The 18,502-nt window shown below is 45.7% G+C and carries 14 protein-coding genes; 2 read left to right on the top strand and 12 right to left on the bottom strand.

Annotated features, from left to right (window positions below):
* The first annotated feature begins 85 nt into the window (after nt 1-85).
* Together H171_RS20945 and H171_RS20940 are read left to right on the top strand one after the other, a co-directional pair.
* Nucleotides 86-793 (top strand): LytR/AlgR family response regulator transcription factor, encoded by a 708-nt coding sequence (locus H171_RS20945; RefSeq protein ID WP_100306860.1) that lies wholly within the window; start codon nt 86-88, stop codon nt 791-793.
* A 4-nt stretch (nt 794-797) separates the two neighbouring features.
* Nucleotides 798-2,129 carry an ATP-binding protein gene (locus H171_RS20940; protein WP_100306859.1) on the top strand — a complete coding sequence of 444 codons (1,332 nt, stop codon included), beginning with the start codon at nt 798-800 and terminating at the stop codon, nt 2,127-2,129.
* 184 nt (nt 2,130-2,313) lie between these two features.
* On the opposite strand, the gene H171_RS20935 is transcribed toward H171_RS20940, so the two are convergent.
* The 12 genes from H171_RS20935 to H171_RS20880 form a co-directional block, all read right to left on the bottom strand.
* Entirely contained in the window at nt 2,314-2,907 is a 594-nt protein-coding gene (locus tag H171_RS20935) for a hypothetical protein (protein WP_100306858.1), read from the bottom strand.
* A 14-nt stretch (nt 2,908-2,921) separates the two neighbouring features.
* The gene (locus tag H171_RS20930; RefSeq protein WP_100306857.1) at nt 2,922-5,345 is read right to left on the bottom strand and encodes a glycoside hydrolase family 3 C-terminal domain-containing protein; all 2,424 of its coding nucleotides are present in this window, start codon (nt 5,343-5,345) and stop codon (nt 2,922-2,924) included.
* Between the two features lie 50 nt (nt 5,346-5,395).
* A complete protein-coding gene (locus tag H171_RS20925; protein WP_100306856.1) occupies nt 5,396-8,248 on the bottom strand; it encodes a glycoside hydrolase family 3 N-terminal domain-containing protein in 2,853 nt (950 codons plus the stop codon).
* Between the two features lie 287 nt (nt 8,249-8,535).
* Complete coding sequence (locus H171_RS20920) at nt 8,536-9,309, bottom strand: DUF2087 domain-containing protein (RefSeq protein ID WP_242977037.1); 774 nt, start codon at nt 9,307-9,309, stop codon at nt 8,536-8,538.
* A 250-nt stretch (nt 9,310-9,559) separates the two neighbouring features.
* Nucleotides 9,560-10,318, bottom strand: a complete 759-nt coding sequence (locus H171_RS20915; RefSeq protein ID WP_100306855.1) for an ABC transporter ATP-binding protein — start codon at nt 10,316-10,318, stop codon at nt 9,560-9,562.
* Nucleotides 10,319-10,321: 3 nt separating this feature from the next.
* Nucleotides 10,322-12,643 (bottom strand): ABC transporter permease, encoded by a 2,322-nt coding sequence (locus H171_RS20910; RefSeq protein ID WP_100306854.1) that lies wholly within the window; start codon nt 12,641-12,643, stop codon nt 10,322-10,324.
* Nucleotides 12,628-13,929: an MFS transporter gene (locus H171_RS20905; protein WP_242977036.1), complete on the bottom strand. Its 1,302-nt coding sequence runs from the start codon at nt 13,927-13,929 to the stop codon at nt 12,628-12,630. Before H171_RS20905 ends, H171_RS20910 begins: the two co-directional genes overlap by 16 nt.
* Nucleotides 13,922-14,569 (bottom strand): TetR/AcrR family transcriptional regulator, encoded by a 648-nt coding sequence (locus tag H171_RS20900; RefSeq protein WP_100306853.1) that lies wholly within the window; start codon nt 14,567-14,569, stop codon nt 13,922-13,924. The genes H171_RS20905 and H171_RS20900 overlap by 8 nt, the downstream gene beginning before the upstream one ends.
* 246 nt (nt 14,570-14,815) lie before the next feature.
* Entirely contained in the window at nt 14,816-15,715 is a 900-nt protein-coding gene (locus H171_RS20895; RefSeq protein WP_100306852.1) for a fumarylacetoacetate hydrolase family protein, read from the bottom strand.
* Between the two features lie 236 nt (nt 15,716-15,951).
* On the bottom strand, nt 15,952-16,683 hold the full coding sequence (locus tag H171_RS20890) for a glycerophosphodiester phosphodiesterase (protein WP_100306851.1): 732 nt from the start codon (nt 16,681-16,683) through the stop codon (nt 15,952-15,954).
* A gap of 176 nt (nt 16,684-16,859) precedes the next feature.
* A complete protein-coding gene (locus H171_RS20885; protein WP_100306850.1) occupies nt 16,860-17,231 on the bottom strand; it encodes a DUF1667 domain-containing protein in 372 nt (123 codons plus the stop codon).
* Between the two features lies 1 nt (nt 17,232).
* On the bottom strand, nt 17,233-18,498 hold the full coding sequence (locus H171_RS20880) for an NAD(P)/FAD-dependent oxidoreductase (protein WP_100306849.1): 1,266 nt from the start codon (nt 18,496-18,498) through the stop codon (nt 17,233-17,235).
* Nucleotides 18,499-18,502: the final 4 nt, after the last annotated feature.

The following is an 18,502-nucleotide window of genomic DNA, read 5'->3' as shown; positions in this document are numbered from 1 at the left end:
CTCCTGTAAAATACCTTGGATTTTTTTTGGTGCTCATGCTATACTTTTATAGTAGAAAATGAATGACCGGTTTGAGGACAAAGATATGATTAAAATCGCTATTGTAGAAGATGAAATGGAATATGTGGAAACGCTGAGAAGCTACCTCGCCCGGTACGAAAAAGACAATTCCGTCAGCTTTCAGATCCAGGCTTTTACCGACGGCCTTGATATTGTATCGGACTATTCTGCCAGCTATGATATCATCTTGCTGGACATTCAGATGAAATATTTAAATGGCATGAAAACTGCACAAAAGATCAGGGAACTTGATGAGGATGTGATCTTTATTTTCATCACCTCCTCCTCCCAGTTTGCTGTGGAGGGATATTCAGTAGACGCCCTGGGTTATATATTAAAACCAGTTCCCTATCTTTCCTTTTCACAAATCATAAATAAAGCAGTAGGCAGAATCTTAAAACGGCAGGCAGTACACTATATCAGCATAGACAGGCCCGAAGGTACCATGCGGCTGAGCACGGACTCCGTCTATTACATCGAAAGCCAGCTCCACCATGTTCTCATCCATACGGACAAAGGAAACTTTGTGGCTTCCGGCCCTATGAAACGGTTGGAAGAGGCTTTAAAAACCTTTGGATTTACCAAGTGCCACAATGCCTATCTGGTTAATTTAAAACACGTGACCGGCTGTCTGCCTATCGAGGTGCTGCTGTTTTCAGGCGATCGGATTCCTGTTAGCCGGAGCCGGAAAAAATCATTTATGGAATGCCTGGCCGAATATATGGGAGGTTAAACCGATGAACTTTGGCGAACTCATGAATACGCCCCGCCCCTTTACCGCTCTGGCCGAATGGTGCGCCTGCATCAGCTACATCCTTATGCTACGAAGAAGGCTTAAGGGACCTGCACTGACCGCTTCTTTCGCGGGCATGCTTGGCTTGTTTTTTCTGCTCCACTTAATTGCCGGCATCCTCCCGCTGTACTTATGGTTTCCCGGTATGATCACCGCCATCCTGATGATGTATTTTTCCATCTATGCATCCTGCCGGATCTCCCCTTATGACGCAGGATTCCTTTGCGTCCGCGCTTTTGTTCTGGCGGAGTTTACTGCTTCTTTCCAGTGGCAGCTGTATGTATGGTGGGCCCTAAGCTCCGGACGGGTAAGCAGGACCCTTTCTGTCTTGATCATGGGGATTTCCTATGGCTGCATCTATACGGGGTATTATTTTCTGGAAAAAGAACACATACCAAAGGATGAGGGAATGGAAGTGGAACGGAAGGAGCTTCTTGGCGCTGTTTTTATTGCATTGGGCGCCTTTCTGATCAGCAATATCAGCTTTGTCATGCCCAATACCCCCTTCTCCAGTGCCACCAGCTCTCTGCTCTATGTAAGGACCCTGGTGGATTTCGGAGGGCTTCTGATGCTATTCGCCCAGCAGAACAGGAGAAAAGAACTGCAGGTCCGCAGCGAAAACCATGCAATGAACGGAGTCTTACAGCGTCAGTACGACCAGTACCGCATGGCCATTGACAACATGGAACTGTTAAGACGGGAATTCCATGATCTAAAGCATTACATGATTGCCATCCGGGCAGAGAAAGATCCGGAAAAGCGGGAACAATACCTATCGGAAATGGAGAAAGCCATTCTTACCCAAGAGGCTATGGCCAATACAGGGAATCAGGTATTAGATGTGGTACTGACTACAAAAAGTACCTACTGCGCTCAGAACAAGATCACCTTAACCTGTATGGCCGATGGAAAACTGATTTCCTTTTTGCATGTAAAAGACATCTGTTCCATCTTTGGAAATGCTCTGGATAATGCCATCGAATGTGTTTCCCAGTATGGAGATCCGGAAAAAAGGCTGATCAATCTCTCCATATTCAAACGAAACCACTTTTTAATGATCCAGTGTGAAAATTATCTGGAAAACCAGCTGGCCATAGTGACCGGCGGCCTTCCTCCCACCACTAAAAGTAATAAACTGTATCATGGGTATGGTTTAAAGAGCATTCAGGCTGCAGTAGAAAAATATGGCGGTTCTATGACCATCTCTTCCAGTGATAACTGGTTCCGCCTCCAGATTCTCATACCGATCCAGGAAGAGACATTGGCCGTTCATTAATAAGCATGGCAGTGCTTTCGGCTTACCATAACTCTCCTGCCTAACGACATAAAACGAGATTAAGTAATGTGCGGTGGTACCTCGCAGCAGATTACGGCCTAATAAATCAGGCAGCCCGTATGAACAAAATTCATACGGGCTGCCTGATTTTATTATGCATTTACAACTCTTATACGGGTTCCGCCTATTTGTCATTGTTTCTAAAAATAACTTTAAAGATGGGGAAGAACACCCAGAATGAAATTGCTGAATTGATCAGCATAGTGATTACATCTGCAATGGTCTCTCCACCTCCGCCCAGGTTTAAACCATTCATGAACAGATGATAGACAGGAGCCTTATAAAGGCCCTGCAGAGCGGCTGCGCCGATGGTGATAATGATATAGGCGATCACATACCACAACGCTGCCTTTGCTGCGCTGTTATTGGCTTTAAAGGTAACATTTCTCTGAAGAAAAAAGTTGATGACCTGGGCGATTCCCATGGTAATCTCCACTGCCAGAAAATACGCAAGTCCTCCGCCCCCGCCGGCGGAAAGTGCGCCCGCCCCGTAATTAAATATATAATAGGGCGTACCGTCCAGATTGGAGCCAACATGCCATATCTGGAAGTTTGTATCCACCAGGGAAGTCATTCCGAAAATGTTCCGGAAAACCGGCATTAAAATCATCTGTAATACCGTAACTCCGTTGGACACGAGAAAAAATATTAAAAATTGTGCTAAGGTCGGATGGTTATCCGCAAAGGTCATCCAGCCGGCTTTTATTCGTGACAGCATGTGCTCCCTCCCCTCTATTTACCGGAGAGCTTTTTTTCATAAGCTCTGTTTGCTTTTGCATTGGCAAAATACCCGCCGATGATACGTCTCATCCCGCGGAAAAAATGGCCGTTTACTGCCAAAACCATCCCCTCCGCCATATCCATGCTGACTGCTCCTCCGGTCATCTTGGCGATTCCACGGAACGGCATGTTATAAATGAATAAGAGATTTAAATCCGGCTTTCCCTTTTCTTCGCTCTTGTTTTTTAAGCCTGTCAGAATCCACCAGACCAGTCTGGCCAAGGGACTTTTGGCATAATACATCTGGCATAGTGCATCATTTAAGCTCAGATCTCCAGACCATTTTCCTTCGGGAACCGGATGCCCTAAAAGAGTTTCAAATTCTTTCTCAGACACCTGGCTGATCCTGCCGGTATAGTAAGATTTAAGGGTTTCTGCCTTATAAGGCCAATCTTCCGTAGTCCCTTCCCGGGTCACGGTCTGAAGCAGCCTGATATCCGCTACATTTGCACCGATAAAGATGGAATAAACGCCTCCCTCCACCTCAAAGCGGTTGGTCAGCCTGTTCCAGTACCGGAAGGTCTTATCATCAAAGGGGATGGTGATTACTTTACTTTCCCCTGCCTTTAAGAATACTTTCTTAAAGCCCTTCAGCTCTTTTTCAGGCCGGAATATCCTGCCCTTAGGTCCACCCACATAAAGCTGGACAACTTCCTTACCATCAACTTTTCCCGTGTTCGCCAGGGTAAAACGGACTTCATTCTCCGATATCTCAAGGTTTTTATAGGAAAATGTGGTATAGGACAGCCCATAGCCAAAGGGATACTGAACCTTAACCTTCCCGGTATCATAATATCGGTAGCCCACATAAATGCCCTCCCGGTACTGGGAGCAGCGCTCTGCTCCAGGAAAATACCGGTAAGCCGGAGTGTCCTCATACCGCAGCGGATAAGTCTCGCTCAGCCGGCCGGAAGGGTTCACTTCACCGGTTATTACGCGAAGCATGGCAGACGGACCGGCTTCTCCGCCTAAATAGCCGTGGAGAAGGGACTTGCAGCATTCATGCCATGGCATTTCTATGGCAGAACCTGCACTTAAAATTCCTACTACATTGGGGTTTTCCTCTGATAAAGCAGTGAGCAGACTGATCTGGTTCTGGGGGATTCCCATATGGCTTCGGTCCATCCCCTCTGATTCACTGATTTCATCAAGTCCAAAGCAGTATAGCACCACATCGGCCTGGGCAGCCAGCTTTAAGGCCTCATCTCTTAAGGTGACATCAGTCTTTCCACCACGGGAATAGCCTCTGGCACAGCCGGCCACATTCAAGGGATAATCCTTTATCATCTCCTCCATATTCTCCACCCGGATTGGGTTTACCAGGGAAGATCCTGCCCCTTGATAACGGGGAGTGAATGCAAAGTCACCGATTAATGCCACCTTGCAGCCGGGCTTTAACGGAAGAAGTTCATCCTCGTTCTTTAAGAGTACGATGCTCTCCTCTTCTGCCTTTTCCGCCAGCTTGTGATGCTCTTCTTTATCAAAGGATTTCCGCTTGTTTTCCCGGTTCCCGGTAAGGGCGAACACTGCCTCCAGCAAATCATCGACATTAGCCTCCAGCGCTTCCATGGAAAGGCTTCCATTTTCTACTGCAGCGATCAACTCTCTGGCAGAATGAAGGCCGGGTGAAGGCATTTCAAGGTTAGACCCTGCTGCTACTCCCTTCACATGGTCATTGGAACCGCCCCAGTCGGTGATGACGATGCCGTCAAATCCCCACTCTCCCCGCAGGATATCCTTTAGAAGATGTTCATTTTCATTGGCATAGACACCATTGACCTCATTGTAGCTGGTCATAATGGATCTTGCCCCACCCTCTTTCACCGCAATTTCAAAGCCTTCCAGATAAATCTCTCTTAAGGTCCTTTCATCCACCACGGAATTCATGGCCATGCGGCGAAGCTCCTGGCTGTTGACTGCAAAATGCTTGGGGCATGCATACACTCCCTGGCTCTGAATGCCTTTTATGTAGGCTGCCGCCAGCTTTCCGGACAAGTAGGGATCTTCGGAGAAATATTCAAAATTTCTTCCGCAAAGGGGGCTTCTCTTAATATTAAGGCCAGGCCCCAACAGGACGTTCACGTTCAGAGCCGAGGCTTCCTCTCCCAGAGCTTCCCCGATCTCACGGCAAAGGTCCATATCCCAGCTATTGGAGATGGACGCTGCCGTAGGAAAGCAGGTGGCCGGAAGGGAAGCGTTTAATCCCAGATGATCCCCTTCCCTTGCCTGCTTCCGGATTCCATGGGGGCCATCAGCGCAGAATATGGAAGGGATTCCCAGCCGGTCAATGTTCCGGGACTGCCATACATTCTTACCGCTTAAAATGGCCGCCTTTTCTTCTATTGTCATCTTTTCAATGATATCAGTATGTTTCATGTCATTTTCCTCCGGACCTTAGATGAGTTCTCCCCCTCTGCAACTGCTGTTTATGATTCCCGTTTCTTTTTATAGGCATTGATGATTCTTACCTCCAAAGCTATAAATCCTGCTGCCAGAATCACATCAGCCACTATGGCTGCAATCTGCCACGGAAGCATTCCGCCCTTTGCGTTATTTCCTTCGTAGGCACGGCTGTTCACCACCGTGTACATAATATTTTTACTTGCCTTACGCATAGCCTGAAGACTTGTAGCGCTTGTCGTATCCTTTAAATGGTTGGTTTCCGTATCATAGGCTACCAGCATGGCGTCGTTGCCGTTACGAATCTCCTGATCAGCATTCTGATATCCGTATCCGCCAAAATAATCTGTCAGCACGAAGCCACGGAAGCCCCATTCATCCCGAAGCACCTTGTTAAGCAGTGCATCGGAGGCACCTGCATATTCGGTTCCAATGTAGTTAAATGCGGACATTACTGCCTTTGCTCCGCCCTCTTTTACTGCAATTTCAAATGGTCTTAGATAAATTTCACGGATGGCCTGTTCGCCGGTCCAGGTACAAAGCATATTGGTTCGGTTGGTTTCCTGGTCATTAAGGGCAAAATGTTTCATATAAGCATATACTCCATGACGTTCTGCACCCATGATGGCACTGGCCGCCATTTTGCCTGCCAGGATTCCGTCTTCGGAATAATACTCAAAGTTTCTGCCTGCAAAGGCGGAACGGTGAGTGTTCATAGCCGGTGCGTACCAGCCGGATACCTTCATCTCATCTGCCATCTTACCGATGCTTTCTCCGAATTCCTCTGCAATATCACGGTTCCAGGTACTTGCTATCAACACTGCGGAAGGAAAGCCGATGGAGCCGGTTCCTGTAAAGTTGTTGTTAATGGAAGCCGGTCCGTCACAGTCCACGGTACCTACCTTATCCACGCTCTTAGCTGCTGACGTCTGATAACCTCCGATGGCGACCATGGTATCCATTTCCCCTACGGTCAGCTGGTCAAGAAGCTTCTCCCACTGCGGATCGTCATAATCCAGCCCCCGCATGGCGGCAAGGCTCAGTCCATTCTTTGCGCCGGTTACCGGCTTTATATCCTCAGCATAGTTATGAGCTTCCGGATCGTAATTGCTGTTGTTTACAAAGGTATCCTTATATTTTTCCGGCATAGTCATGGTTGCAGGCTTTGCCGTAGCCTCTTTATAATTTGCAAATCCATCTGCACGGGATAAATAAGTCGGTTCTCCTTTAGCATCAGCAAATCTGTTTTCTGCAGCCGCCTTATCGGTAGAGCGGGGATTGGCTTCATCATATACGGTTTCCGATGCTTTGGTATAGATCTGTTCCTTGATGACATTATGGGAATCGGTCCGGATTGAGATTTTATAATCCCCTGCTTCCAGGACATAAGCTCCCTTCCCGGCTGCATCGTAGGATGCCATATCTTCCGCCTGGAATGAGACTGCGATGGTCTGGGACTGGCCCGGCTCCAGGAGGTCTGTCTTATCAAATGCAATCAGGTTTGCAGAAGCCTTTTCAATTCCTCCGTTTGTATAGGGTGGATTGTAATAAACCTCCACTACATCCTTTCCTGCTTTGTCTCCGGTATTGGTAACGGTCACGTCAAAGGAAATCGTGCCGTCTGCTTCTGTGAGGTTCCCCATTTCCTGAGAGAAAGAGGTATAGGACATGCCGTATCCAAAGGGATAAAGCACTGTTTTACCGTAATCGATCAGTCCTTCCTCTGCGGCAGTTTCATAGAAACGGTAACCAACATAAATGCCTTCCACGTAATTGATAAAGCTGGGATAGGTGGCCTCTCCCTTAAATGCCTTGCCAGCGAATTCATTCATGTTATCGTAAATAAAGCTACCAAAGTTATTGTAGTGAGGGGTTGCTGTTAAGTCCGCAGCAAAGGTGTCACTTGTTTTTCCTGAGGGGTTAACAGCACCGCTAACAATTTCGCCCAGTGCCTTAAAGCCGGACTGACCGGTTCCCGGACACCAGATAGCACTCTTTATCTGGCTGTAATCATTGACAAAGCCAAGCTCCATAGCGTTTGCACCATTGTATACTAGAACGACATTATCGAAATTGGAGCACACCAGATCAACCATGTCCTTTTCCGTCTTGCTTAATTGCAGATAATGCTCACCAGTCTCAAAATCCTTATATTCCGCTGAATTATCCGTATAGGTAACTGCGCTGACATCTGTAGGGAGATCGGCTCCTTCCCCTCCTACACGGGTAATCACGATCAGTGCCGTATCAGAAAATGCCTTTGCATCTGCCATCAGCTCACTGGTGTAGGATTCCTTTAAAGGCTCCGGAAGTGTCCAGTCCTGTTCCCACATCCCCACATTTGGACGGTCGCTCCGGTATGCGGTATAGAAATCAGTAAGCCCGGCATTCAGTTTAAATCCTTCGTCTTCAAGCCCCTGAAGAAGAGACACGGTTTCATATGCATCAGAGAGGGAGCCTGAACCGGTACCTCCATAGCATGGATTGGTGGAAGCCCAGCCAAAGACGTTTAAATTAGAATCAGCCTTTAAGGGAAGTAAGTTTTCCTCATTTTTCAAAAGAACGATTCCCTCTTCCGCAATTCTGGTACAAAGCTCTGTTGCTTTGTCTGAGGTTTCTTTTGAAATCGTTCCGCTGCCGGTAGCAAGGGAAATCAGGCTGGACATTGGGCCCCAGCATATCATATTTACTACGATAACCACGGCGAGCACAATGGCCATAAGCCCCTGGCGCCGGATTAAATACCGGGTTGCAGCTTTCTTGTTCCTGCATACCACCATAACCACCACTGCAGCTGCAACTGCAATGGCCAATCCAATGAGGTACGGCACACAAAGGTTGACGATCTTTAATACATCATCGATGTTGATTTGTAACATTTCTTTCATCCTCCTCCATAAAAATTACCACAAGCTGCGTGGTATGTACTTCACTTTAGCATATAATGGATTCTCAAGGCTGCTTTTTGCATAACCGGTAGTATTTTCTGCATAATTAGCAATTGGCATGTCCTGTCCGGCCGGGAATATTTTACCGGCTTTATGGGAGAGTAAAGGTGAGGGAGCTGCAAAAAGAAAACATTCCGGGTATAAATAGAATCCGGAAAAAAACCTTATACAGATTTTTTTCCGGATTTTAGTGACGTATGGTAAGACGGCAGGTGATATTATTCCTTAAGCCAATATTCAGAGCCAGAATCTGTGCGGCAAAAGAAGCCGTATTCGATTAACAGCCGTCTGATATATGGAAAATCTTGATATATCTCTTTCAATGCATTGTTGATTTCATTTTCGCTGTAATGGACACCTGGTAAAAATTTACCTGCTATTTCACGGAGAACCACGATTTTAGCCTTTTCCTTTGAAGGAAACTGCTTTACCGCCCCGCTTTTGTCAAAATATCTGGACAAGATCTTCGTCTTTTCTTCTACGGTGACATCATATCGGTCATCCATCATTGTTGCAGTTTTATGAGCATCATAAAACTCTGTTGCATCACGTTTCGATTTCATGGCTTCCTCCTTTTTATGAAACAGTTCCATTGTTGCTAAAAACAGTTTAGATTGCTTTTCATGTTCATGAAGTTTAAATCGGTAATTCCGTACAGTGGAATAAGAAATACCTTTTTGCGCAGCTATTTCTTTATCAGATAAGCCATCTGTCATCAATTTAAGGATGGAGTGCTGAAGCTTTGATAAGCCTAAAAAGGAAGGATTCATATTCATCAAATAGTTCAGCATTGATCCATGTTTTTCTTCGATATGTATGTTAGCCATTTTGTATGCATCATAAAAATGACCGTCATGGGAATAAATCTCACCTTTGGTATAATACTCATTGCAAATAAGACAGTATACAGAATCATCATCTTCATAATATCCATTCATTAATTCATCGGGTGCAGCCTGCCACAGGGATTTTCTGTCAAACATATTTTTCATGATTATATCCATTCCATGCATCGTAACAATGCATATACATTCCTTTTCTTAATATTCTATAGTCAAATGCCAGGATACTTTTATAATGGTGATTATATATCATATTGTAACAAATGTCTATATATAAGCAAACATTTATTAAAATTGTTTGTTTTTTTAATCCCATCAATGAACCTTTCCCCATTACGTATCGTTCCAACACTGGATTCTACCATAATGTCATAGATATTTTCTGACCATTTCCCATAACCTATATTTCAAAATTCCTCATCCGCATAATAACCTGATTCATTCTGTCTTCCATGTCTCGACCGTTAAACTTTTTCAAAAAAAGCTCGGACTTAACAGCGCCGTCTTTCATAAATAACACACGGTCAGCTCTGGACGCGACTTTTGCGTCATGGGTCACAAGAAAAACAGCCATGCCATTTTTGTTGATATCTGAAAACAGCTCCATAATTTCTTCCGATGATTTTGAGTTGAGTGCGCCGGTAGGTTCGTCTGCAAATAAAATCTCCGGCTCGTTCATAAGGGCGCGGCAGATACAGGCGCGTTGAAGCTGCCCGCCGGAAACCTCGGTAATATCCCTTTCTTCCAGTCCGGTTATGCCGGTCTTTTCTATCAATGTCCTGGCTTTTTTCATAATGCCGGCGGTATTTTTTTTGTTTTCCTGTACGCTGGAAAGAATGATATTATCCAGAATATTCAGATTTTTCAGCATGGCAGGCTGCTGGAATACAAATCCCATCTTAGTTCTGCGAATATCTGCCAATGCGTTTTCATTTAGCCGGGTAAGTTCCTTACCGTCAAATTGGATAGAACCGCTGTTGATGGTATCTGTACCGCTTAATGCAAAGAGCAGCGTAGACTTTCCGCAGCCGGACGGCCCCATCACTGCAACGAACTCTCCGGTTAATAGTTCTATGTTCACTCCATTGAGTGCATTGGACTCTTCCTGTCCTATGCCATAGGTTTTTACAATATTTTTTCCGCTTAGAATTTTCTTCATAGGCTACTCCTTTATATATTCCGATATCTTCAGGCCGGAAATATCCGAAATGCCAAACCGTGTTGAAAGATAGACACAAACCGCCATTAAAACGGGAGAAAACAGGTAGGCAAACAACGGGTTTATATCAAAGCGGAACGTGGATGCACCGAAAGATGAAATCAGACCCACGCCCACCAGTTCTCCCAAAGTGTTTGCCAAGACAGTACCAATTGAAACGCCGGCTGCCAGTACGATGGCAGACCTCACCATATATTGCCGGCAAATATCTTCTTTTTTAAAGCCGAGGGATTTTAAAACGGCAATCGGATACCGATCCTTTGTCACCAGCATTTTCATAAAGAGTAATGTGACCAGCACAGTGAGCGTGGCGGCTGCAGCAATAGCGGCGTAAGAAGCCTTTTTAACCGCATCAGTAATCCCTCCAAAGGTCTGGCTGATGTATTCATCTATATCGGATACCTTGGCATAGGAAAACTGTTCCTTATATCCCCCTATCTTTTCATCTGTGACGGCATCAGCCTGCAATTTCACCGGAATAATACTCCACAGGATACTGCCCTGACTGGTTTTAAAAACAGCCTTTGCCGTCTTGCCGCCATTGGTGATATCAGAATATATCCCCCTTACGGCAAGCCGCTTTTCCTTACCGTCAATCATTAGCACGATAATATCATTAAGCCCTTTTTCGAGATCGTCCGCAACTAATGATGAAATGGCGATTTCCGATTCGGTCTGCGGAGCTCTGCCGGCCGAATACTCAATGGGGAACACTGATTGGTCTCCAAGCTCCACCTTTAACTTTTCAGTGGTTCTGTCCTCCATTTGCATATCAAACATATAACTGGTCAGTACCGTGTATTTTTTAATATCTGTGTCCCGCGCCATCACAGCGGCTATTTCCGCTGTTTTTCCCGCAATACCGTCCGTCTGCTGGATATCGATTCGCATATCACATTCACCAATGCCCATATAGGTCATAAAGTTTCTTTGGGAAATGGTATTATAAATATTCTGCGGCACAATCATCAGAAATGAGGAAATAATAAGTACAAAAAGCATTGTGCTGTAAAGCTTTTTTCGGGAAAGCACATCCTTTATGCCAAGAAAAATATTCGGCGGAAATCCCCTGCTGCCGGATAGCCGGTAGCTTTTCGCAGTTTTAGTTCCACTCTGGGGCGCGCCGTAGCGTATGGCCTCTGCCGCTGATACCTTTTTGAAGCGGCAAAGAACGCCGTTCACATAAAGCACCACCACGAATAAGATAATCCCTGCGCCTAACATTCCAAATGCCGTGCCGAGGCCGGAACTGCCGCTCCCGCCCATATACAGGCGGATATTCTCCATCAAAGGCTCTTTTGCAAACAGGGACAAGATGAATCCAGCGATGCAGGCAATTCCAGCGATAGCACCATACTTCGCCAGATAGAGTTTTTTGATGCTTCGAACCTGCAGGCCGATAGCTTTTAATACGCCAATTTCCCGGTAATCTTCTTCCACCTTGGCAAGCAGGGTAAAACGTATGCACAGGAAATTAATCACGATTACAAGGACGCTGATAAGGATAAGCATCGCTATCATCATGCCGTCATCAAGGGCATTTACCAGCTTAAACAGGGAATGGGTGATGGCGGGAGGCCCGTTTGCCGGAAGTCCTGCGGCAATATAGCCGGATTCAAAGGAGGAAACAGCGGAACTGTCCCTAAAGCGGAACTCTATTAAATATTCCAGCTTTCCAAATTTCCTGATTTTTTCAAAATCACTTTCATTGATAAGAAACCGTTTGGAGGAAATCATGGAGGCGTTCATTTGAGAATCCCGCAGAAAACCAGCTACCGTAAAAGAAACGCCATGAATGGTAATGCTGTCGCCAATACTTGCCAGCCCCTGCTTCATGTAGTATATGGGTACATAGATCTCTCCTTCGGCCGGGTAAATGATATTGCCATCCAGGCCCAGCAGAAAATCAAAGCGTTCGCTCTGCACCGAAAGGCCGTTATCCTGCACGGAACCGGCGAGGGAGTCTTCACCAATGACAATCTCTGCTCCCTCAATGTTGAGAAAGGAAAGCACCTGAAAATCTTCTACATTATTTTCCGTATCTGCAAAAGCTGAAAGCCGATCCAAGTCAATATCGCCGGAGTGCATCTGCATAAAGTGGGGAGTTTCGGCTCTTAACATCATGTTGTTAATAGCAGAGAACAAATTCACCGACAATATGGCGGCAAGGGAGGTAAGCATAGCCGCAAGCAGAATAAATGCTGTAATGGTGATTGTAATCAGTTTGCTTTTCTTTACATCATTTATTATTATTTTTCTGTACACAGTCCGCCTCCCCGCTCCAGCCCCCTGACGGACTTAATATTGTATAAAAGAATGGCGGTCACAGATAACAACAGACCTGCTATCATAATCAATAATCCAATGCCTCTGCCGCTTCCCACGCCGATTACCTTTCCCATGCTATTGGCCAGCGCGCCATCCTCTACCAGCAAAGGGATAAATACATAGTCGGCAAGCGGACCTAATATGCTGTAAGCAATCACATAGCCAAGCTGGGAGATAATGCCGATCAGTCCCCAAACCCTGCCTTGCACATCGTTGCTGATATTGGTACGGATCAGATAATCAATGCTTGTGTTGGCAAATGGAAGCATTGAAAAAAAGAGAAAACCAAAAATGCAGATTAAAATAATATTTTCTCTAAACCCGTAGCCTGCCATAAAGATACCCGCCAAAAAGAGGGAGGCAAAAAGCATTTGTGTAAAGCCCTTTTTTATGGGAACCGTGCCAAGAATAAGGCTGCTTGCCAGCATGCCCATGGCGGAAATCGTAGTGGCAGCACCCAGCACCGAACTGTCAGTAAATCCGAGTATCATTGGCGTATAAAGAGACTGGATACAGCCTAAAAAGAAAGAGATGCCGATTCCAGATAAAACCAATGTGAACACGCCCCGGTTTTGGGTGAGGGCAGTCAGTCCGGTTCTAAACTCATGGAAAAAGGATTCTTTATATTGGGAAGCTTTGGCAGCAAGCCCCCTGCGTACCACAAACGTCACCATCACGGTCAGAAAGATTGTGCATATATCTATCACAAGCAGCAGCTTTATATCTGAAACCTGTAACAGAAACCCTGCAATGAGAGGCGAGATCAAAAACTTTGCGGAACCGGATAGTTGTACCAGTCCGCTTGCCTTTGAGTATTCATCTTCTGTCAGCAGGTCAGTTATTGTCGCTTTAAACGCCGGTTCTATAAGTGAAGAAAACACCGAACTGATGGTGACGCCTATTCCGATCTGCCAAAGCAGCGTTTGGCCATTCATCATACAAATCAGGATATAGATAAGCCCCAAAGCGGAAAGCCCGTCGCCGAGTATCATTAAAATCCTGCGGTCGTATTTATCCGCAAGCACCCCAGCAAAAGGAGTGAGCAGGAGCCCCGGTAAAAAAGCCAGCAGGATAATCAATGTACTGGAGGACGCAAGCCCGGTCTGCTCAAATACATATACACCAAGCCCGAAAGATGTAATTCCGCTGCCTATGGCGGCGACAAAGCTCCCGGAGCACAGCATGATAAATTTAAAAAATGGCTTTCCCATGTTATTATTCATAGGCGCTTCCTCCCTCCATTTGAAATAGTTCTATCACCCGGTCAAATCTTCCCGGTTCTGCACCAAACAATCTTTCCAGATTAAATATAAACGCCTTAACCCTTCCCAAAAGCTCTTCGCCTGTAAGTTTCTCCGCGTAATCATCAAAAACCGCATTGATATGTGCCACCACCATTTCCAAACTCTCATAGGGATAAGGGGTATTGAATAAACCCTCACTGATACCGTCCTCAATAATTTCCATAAGAATAGGCGGGATGCCTTCCATCATTGCCTGATGTGTTTTCTGATGCATCAAAGCATTCTGCGGCTTGTGCATCTGCCTGGTGAGTTCTGAATTGCCATCTTTATCACCATTCATGGCAATAATAGTTCTGAGAAGCCGTTCTATCACAGGAATACTTTTATCCTCAGCGTTCTGCCTGGCCGCAGCCAAAAACTCCGTATTGCGCCGATCGATAAGTGCATCCAAAATATCTTCCTTTGATTTGAAATGATAGTATATGGTTCCCCGCGCAATTCCAGCTTTCTCTATAATGGCACTGATGGTCGTTCCATCATAGCCATCACTATTAAAAAGGTCTGCGGCAGCATCCAGTATTTCATTCTTACGCACATCAGCGTCTTTTATAATTCGCATAACATCACTCCTGAATTTAATTAGACTGACGTTCAGTCTAATTAATTATAGAACGCATTATCGAAATCTGTCAATATAAATTTTTAATATTTGCAATATATAATCATATGGCATCTGAACAATTTGCAGTTTGTAGACCTGTATTTTTTTCTCAGACATTTATAGCGATTCCCTCAGCAGAAGTTTCTTTCTTACTGTGACATAAAAAATGCTGCCCAATAAATGAGCAGCATTCCTTATTTTCTTTTACACAACCTTATTTTTTATGGCCCCGATCCCCTCGATCAGGCATTCCACTTCATCACCTGCCACTAAAAACTTCGGCGGTTCAAATCCCATTCCAACACCCTTAGGCGTTCCGGTGGAAATGATCGTACCTGCCCTAAGGGTCATCCCCTTAGAAAGCTCGCTGACTACGTGGTCTATATTAAATATCATGAGCCGGGTATTGCTGTCCTGTCTCAGTTCTCCATTTACCTTGGACTGAATGCCAAGCTCCGGCGGATAGGATATGGAGCCTGCAGTCAGAATACAGGGGCCCATGGGGGTAAACCCATCAAGGCTTTTTCCAAAATACCACTGCTTATGGGCATTCTGCACGTTCCGGGCGCTGACATCATTGATGATTGTATAACCGAAAATATAGTCCTTTACCTGTTCCGGCGCCACATTTTTTGCATCCTTTCCAATGATGACTCCTAATTCTGCCTCATAATCCAGGCTGTCCACCATATCACTGTGGCTTAAAATCTCCCCGTATGGATCCACTGCCTCATTCACTCTCTTGGAAAAATAAACAGCATTGGGGCGCTTTCCGTCAAAATCCTCTTTTTTAAAGCGGGCAGACTCCTCGGCATGTTCCATGTAATTAAGCCCCAGACAGATGATATCCTGCTCCGGTGTCCGGATGGGCGCCAGCAGCCTGACCTCTTTCATCATAGCAGCTCCGATGACGTTGCTGTTGTAAGGATCAAGGCCAGAGGCATGTTCCAGAAGGTCAAGCTCAGACTGAGAAAGTCCCTTGATGACCTCCAGCATCTCCTTATACTCCATACCAAATGCCCTGAGAGGAAAGATCCACATCTCGTCCTTACTCACTACCCCGATATCTTTTCTCCGGTCAACCTCGTATGTAACTAATTTCATAACATCCTCCTTTTACATGAACCATAGCTCTTCCTTTGTGGTGGAGATTGCATCCGCACCCACAATATATGGATCTCGTTCTACTTTATCAATCCTTTCCCCCACCGTCAAGGCAATTTTTGCCCTTTCTTAATTTTATAAGGAAGAAAAGCTTATTTTAGCGTTCTTTTTTCCATACAAGATAAAAGGAGCTGCGGTCCCTGGAAACCAGACGCCTCACTCCTGCCATCTTTTATCTATCGTCCTTTGCTTTGGATCCACCGCTTGCAGATCTCCGGAAAGTTGCTTATGACCCCGTCACAGCCCCATTCATAGGCCTGCTCCAACACGGACATGTCATTCACCGTCCAAACATTTACCAAAATTCCGTATTTTCTGCAGTTATCCACAGCCTCTTTTGTTAATCCCTTTACCCCTGGGTGGTAGCATTCAAAATGATACCGGTCGCAATAGTATCCCGCATTTCCAAGGCCCGGATGATCAAGCAGCGCGCCGCACGGGATCCCGGGAGCCAGCTCCTTTAAGCGGATTATGGAAGTATGGTTAAAGGAAGAAAAGATGACCTTTTTTTCGAGCCCGTATTTACGTACAAATTCCAGAGTTCTTTCTTCCAGGCCTTCATAATAATATACGCCTGTCTTGATTTCGATATTTGTAACAAGTTCCTGATCCTTTGCCCATATACAGTATTCTTCAAAGGTCGGAACAGGCACAAATCCATGAATCCCTCCGCAGACAGCATCTGCATTGAATTTTTTCAGTTCCTCATAGGTAAGATCCTTCACAAAGCCGGTTCCTTCCGTGGTCCGGTCAATGCTTTCGTCGTGGATTACCACAACAGTTCCATCCTTTGTAAGCTGTACATCCAACTCGATCCCGTCACAGCCGGTCTCTGCTGCCTTTTGAAAGGCCAGCATGGTATTTTCCGGATACCTTCCGCTGTAACCCCTGTGTGCAAATACCTTCATATCAACCCCTCTTTCCTTTTAATCCTTCTCAAGAAATCTCTTTCCAGTATATCATTTCCTGGATAAATTTACTATAGGTTGTCCCTGTTTTATGCAAAACAACCTCGTAAATCCGCAGGCTTCCAATAGGGCTTCAGACCGCTTACGGTAATTACGAGGTTTTTTAAGACATTATTTTACTTATTATACACCTTTTCGACATTCCTTGTAGCAACGATGGAAACTCCGGTTCCGGCACAGTCAGGAATGATTACATCTCCAATGAAAACAGGTGCGGAAACTTCCATCTTTCGGATTTCCTCCATGCAGGCAAAAATCTTATCCTTAGGTATATCCTGCTTTGTTTTAACCGGTACCATTTCTAAGTTACCTCCCAGGACATAGACCGAGGATGTCACCACTCTGGTAGGGCTTAAAACCTCTTTTTTCCCGTATTCCTCTCCGCGGCCGCAAGAATTCCCTGTTACTCCCACCTGGTCCCCTTCTATGCGCACCGTCAACGGGCAGCCTAAAGGACATCGGATACAGATCAGTTCTCTTACCTCCATATCATTCCACCTCCGTACAGACAACAATTCTCTTAAGCTCCGGATATTCCTTAAAGCTGTCTTTCTTTAATACAATCTGCTCCATCTCACCGGGAGCCAGGACTTTTTTCTTTTTGTGGGAAACCCTTACATCATCGTAATAAACACTGATGAAGCGGTCCTTGTATACATCTGCCACGCGGAAACGGACGGTAACCTTATCTTTCATGTTCTCTACGTCAATTTTCTGAGGCACCGTATAGCGGACTCCGTTCTCAGCTTTCAGCTCTACTACGTGAGCCGCCTCCTTATCTCCGTCTGCTTTTACGTAGGCGGCAGCGCTTGCTCCTGCCAAGGCGGCTTCCTCAGATACATAATCAACCAGGTCATGAACATGAAGTACATTACCACAGGCAAAGATACCCGGGCTGCTGGTTTCCAGCTGGTCGCCTACTTCGGGTCCAAACGTCACCTGGTTCATCTTCACGCCTGCCCCTTTGGAAAGTTCATTCTCCGGAATCAGGCCTACAGAAAGAAGAAGGGTATCACAGCTGTAATATTCCTCTGTACCTGGAATCGGTTTTCTGTTTTCATCGACCTGGGCAAGAGTAATTCCTGTTAACCGTTCCTTTCCCTCAATGTTTATTACCGTATGGCTGAGCTTTAAGGGAATTCCATAGTCATCCAGGCACTGGACGATATTTCTCTTTAAGCCGCCGGAATAGGGCATAAGCTCTGCCACCACCTTCACCTTAGCTCCTTCCAGGGTCATACGCCTTGCCATGATGAGCCCGATGTCACCGGAGCCTAAGATCACCACTTCTTTCCCCACGCTGAAGCCTTCGATGTTCATTAATCTCTGGGCAGTGCCTGCGGAATAGATACCTGCCGGACGGTAGCCCGGTATATTAAGGGCACCTCTGGGGCGCTCCCTGCAGCCCATGGCCAGGATAATGGCTTTTGCTCTTATAATTGACAGGCCATCTTCCCTGTTGATGACAGTCACTTCTTTATCTTTGTTAATATCAAGAACCATGGTATTTAATTTATACGGTATATGTTCCGACTCCGCCATCTCTATGTAACGGGCCGCATATTCCGGGCCTGTTAATTCTTCTTTAAAGGTATGCAGGCCAAAACCGTTATGGATACACTGGTTTAAGATACCGCCAAGACAAGCTTCTCTTTCCAGGATCAATATATCTGTAATGCCCGCCTTTTTTGCCGCTACTGCCGCAGCAAGACCAGCCGGACCGCCTCCGATTATCACTATATCATGCTCTGCCATGTTG

It is taken from the genome of [Clostridium] celerecrescens 18A (assembly GCF_002797975.1).
Classification (GTDB): domain Bacteria; phylum Bacillota; class Clostridia; order Lachnospirales; family Lachnospiraceae; genus Lacrimispora; species Lacrimispora celerecrescens.
Note: the sequence above shows the minus strand (reverse complement) of the source record. Positions and strands in the feature narration are given on the sequence as shown.

Excerpts from the sequence above, each read along its gene's own strand:
- H171_RS20895 (WP_100306852.1), bottom strand. The coding sequence starts at position 15,715 with ATGAAATTAGTTACATACGAGGTTGACCGGAGAAAAGATATCGGGGTA.
- H171_RS20930 (WP_100306857.1), bottom strand. The coding sequence starts at position 5,345 with ATGAAACATACTGATATCATTGAAAAGATGACAATAGAAGAAAAGGCG.
- H171_RS20925 (WP_100306856.1), bottom strand. The coding sequence starts at position 8,248 with ATGTTACAAATCAACATCGATGATGTATTAAAGATCGTCAACCTTTGT.
- H171_RS20885 (WP_100306850.1), bottom strand. The coding sequence starts at position 17,231 with ATGGAGGTAAGAGAACTGATCTGTATCCGATGTCCTTTAGGCTGCCCG.
- H171_RS20880 (WP_100306849.1), bottom strand. The coding sequence starts at position 18,498 with ATGGCAGAGCATGATATAGTGATAATCGGAGGCGGTCCGGCTGGTCTT.
- H171_RS20945 (WP_100306860.1), top strand. The coding sequence starts at position 86 with ATGATTAAAATCGCTATTGTAGAAGATGAAATGGAATATGTGGAAACG.
- H171_RS20935 (WP_100306858.1), bottom strand. The coding sequence starts at position 2,907 with ATGCTGTCACGAATAAAAGCCGGCTGGATGACCTTTGCGGATAACCAT.
- H171_RS20890 (WP_100306851.1), bottom strand. The coding sequence starts at position 16,683 with ATGAAGGTATTTGCACACAGGGGTTACAGCGGAAGGTATCCGGAAAAT.
- H171_RS20940 (WP_100306859.1), top strand. The coding sequence starts at position 798 with ATGAACTTTGGCGAACTCATGAATACGCCCCGCCCCTTTACCGCTCTG.
- H171_RS20920 (WP_242977037.1), bottom strand. The coding sequence starts at position 9,309 with ATGAAAAATATGTTTGACAGAAAATCCCTGTGGCAGGCTGCACCCGAT.
- H171_RS20905 (WP_242977036.1), bottom strand. The coding sequence starts at position 13,929 with ATGAATAATAACATGGGAAAGCCATTTTTTAAATTTATCATGCTGTGC.
- H171_RS20915 (WP_100306855.1), bottom strand. The coding sequence starts at position 10,318 with ATGAAGAAAATTCTAAGCGGAAAAAATATTGTAAAAACCTATGGCATA.
- H171_RS20900 (WP_100306853.1), bottom strand. The coding sequence starts at position 14,569 with ATGCGAATTATAAAAGACGCTGATGTGCGTAAGAATGAAATACTGGAT.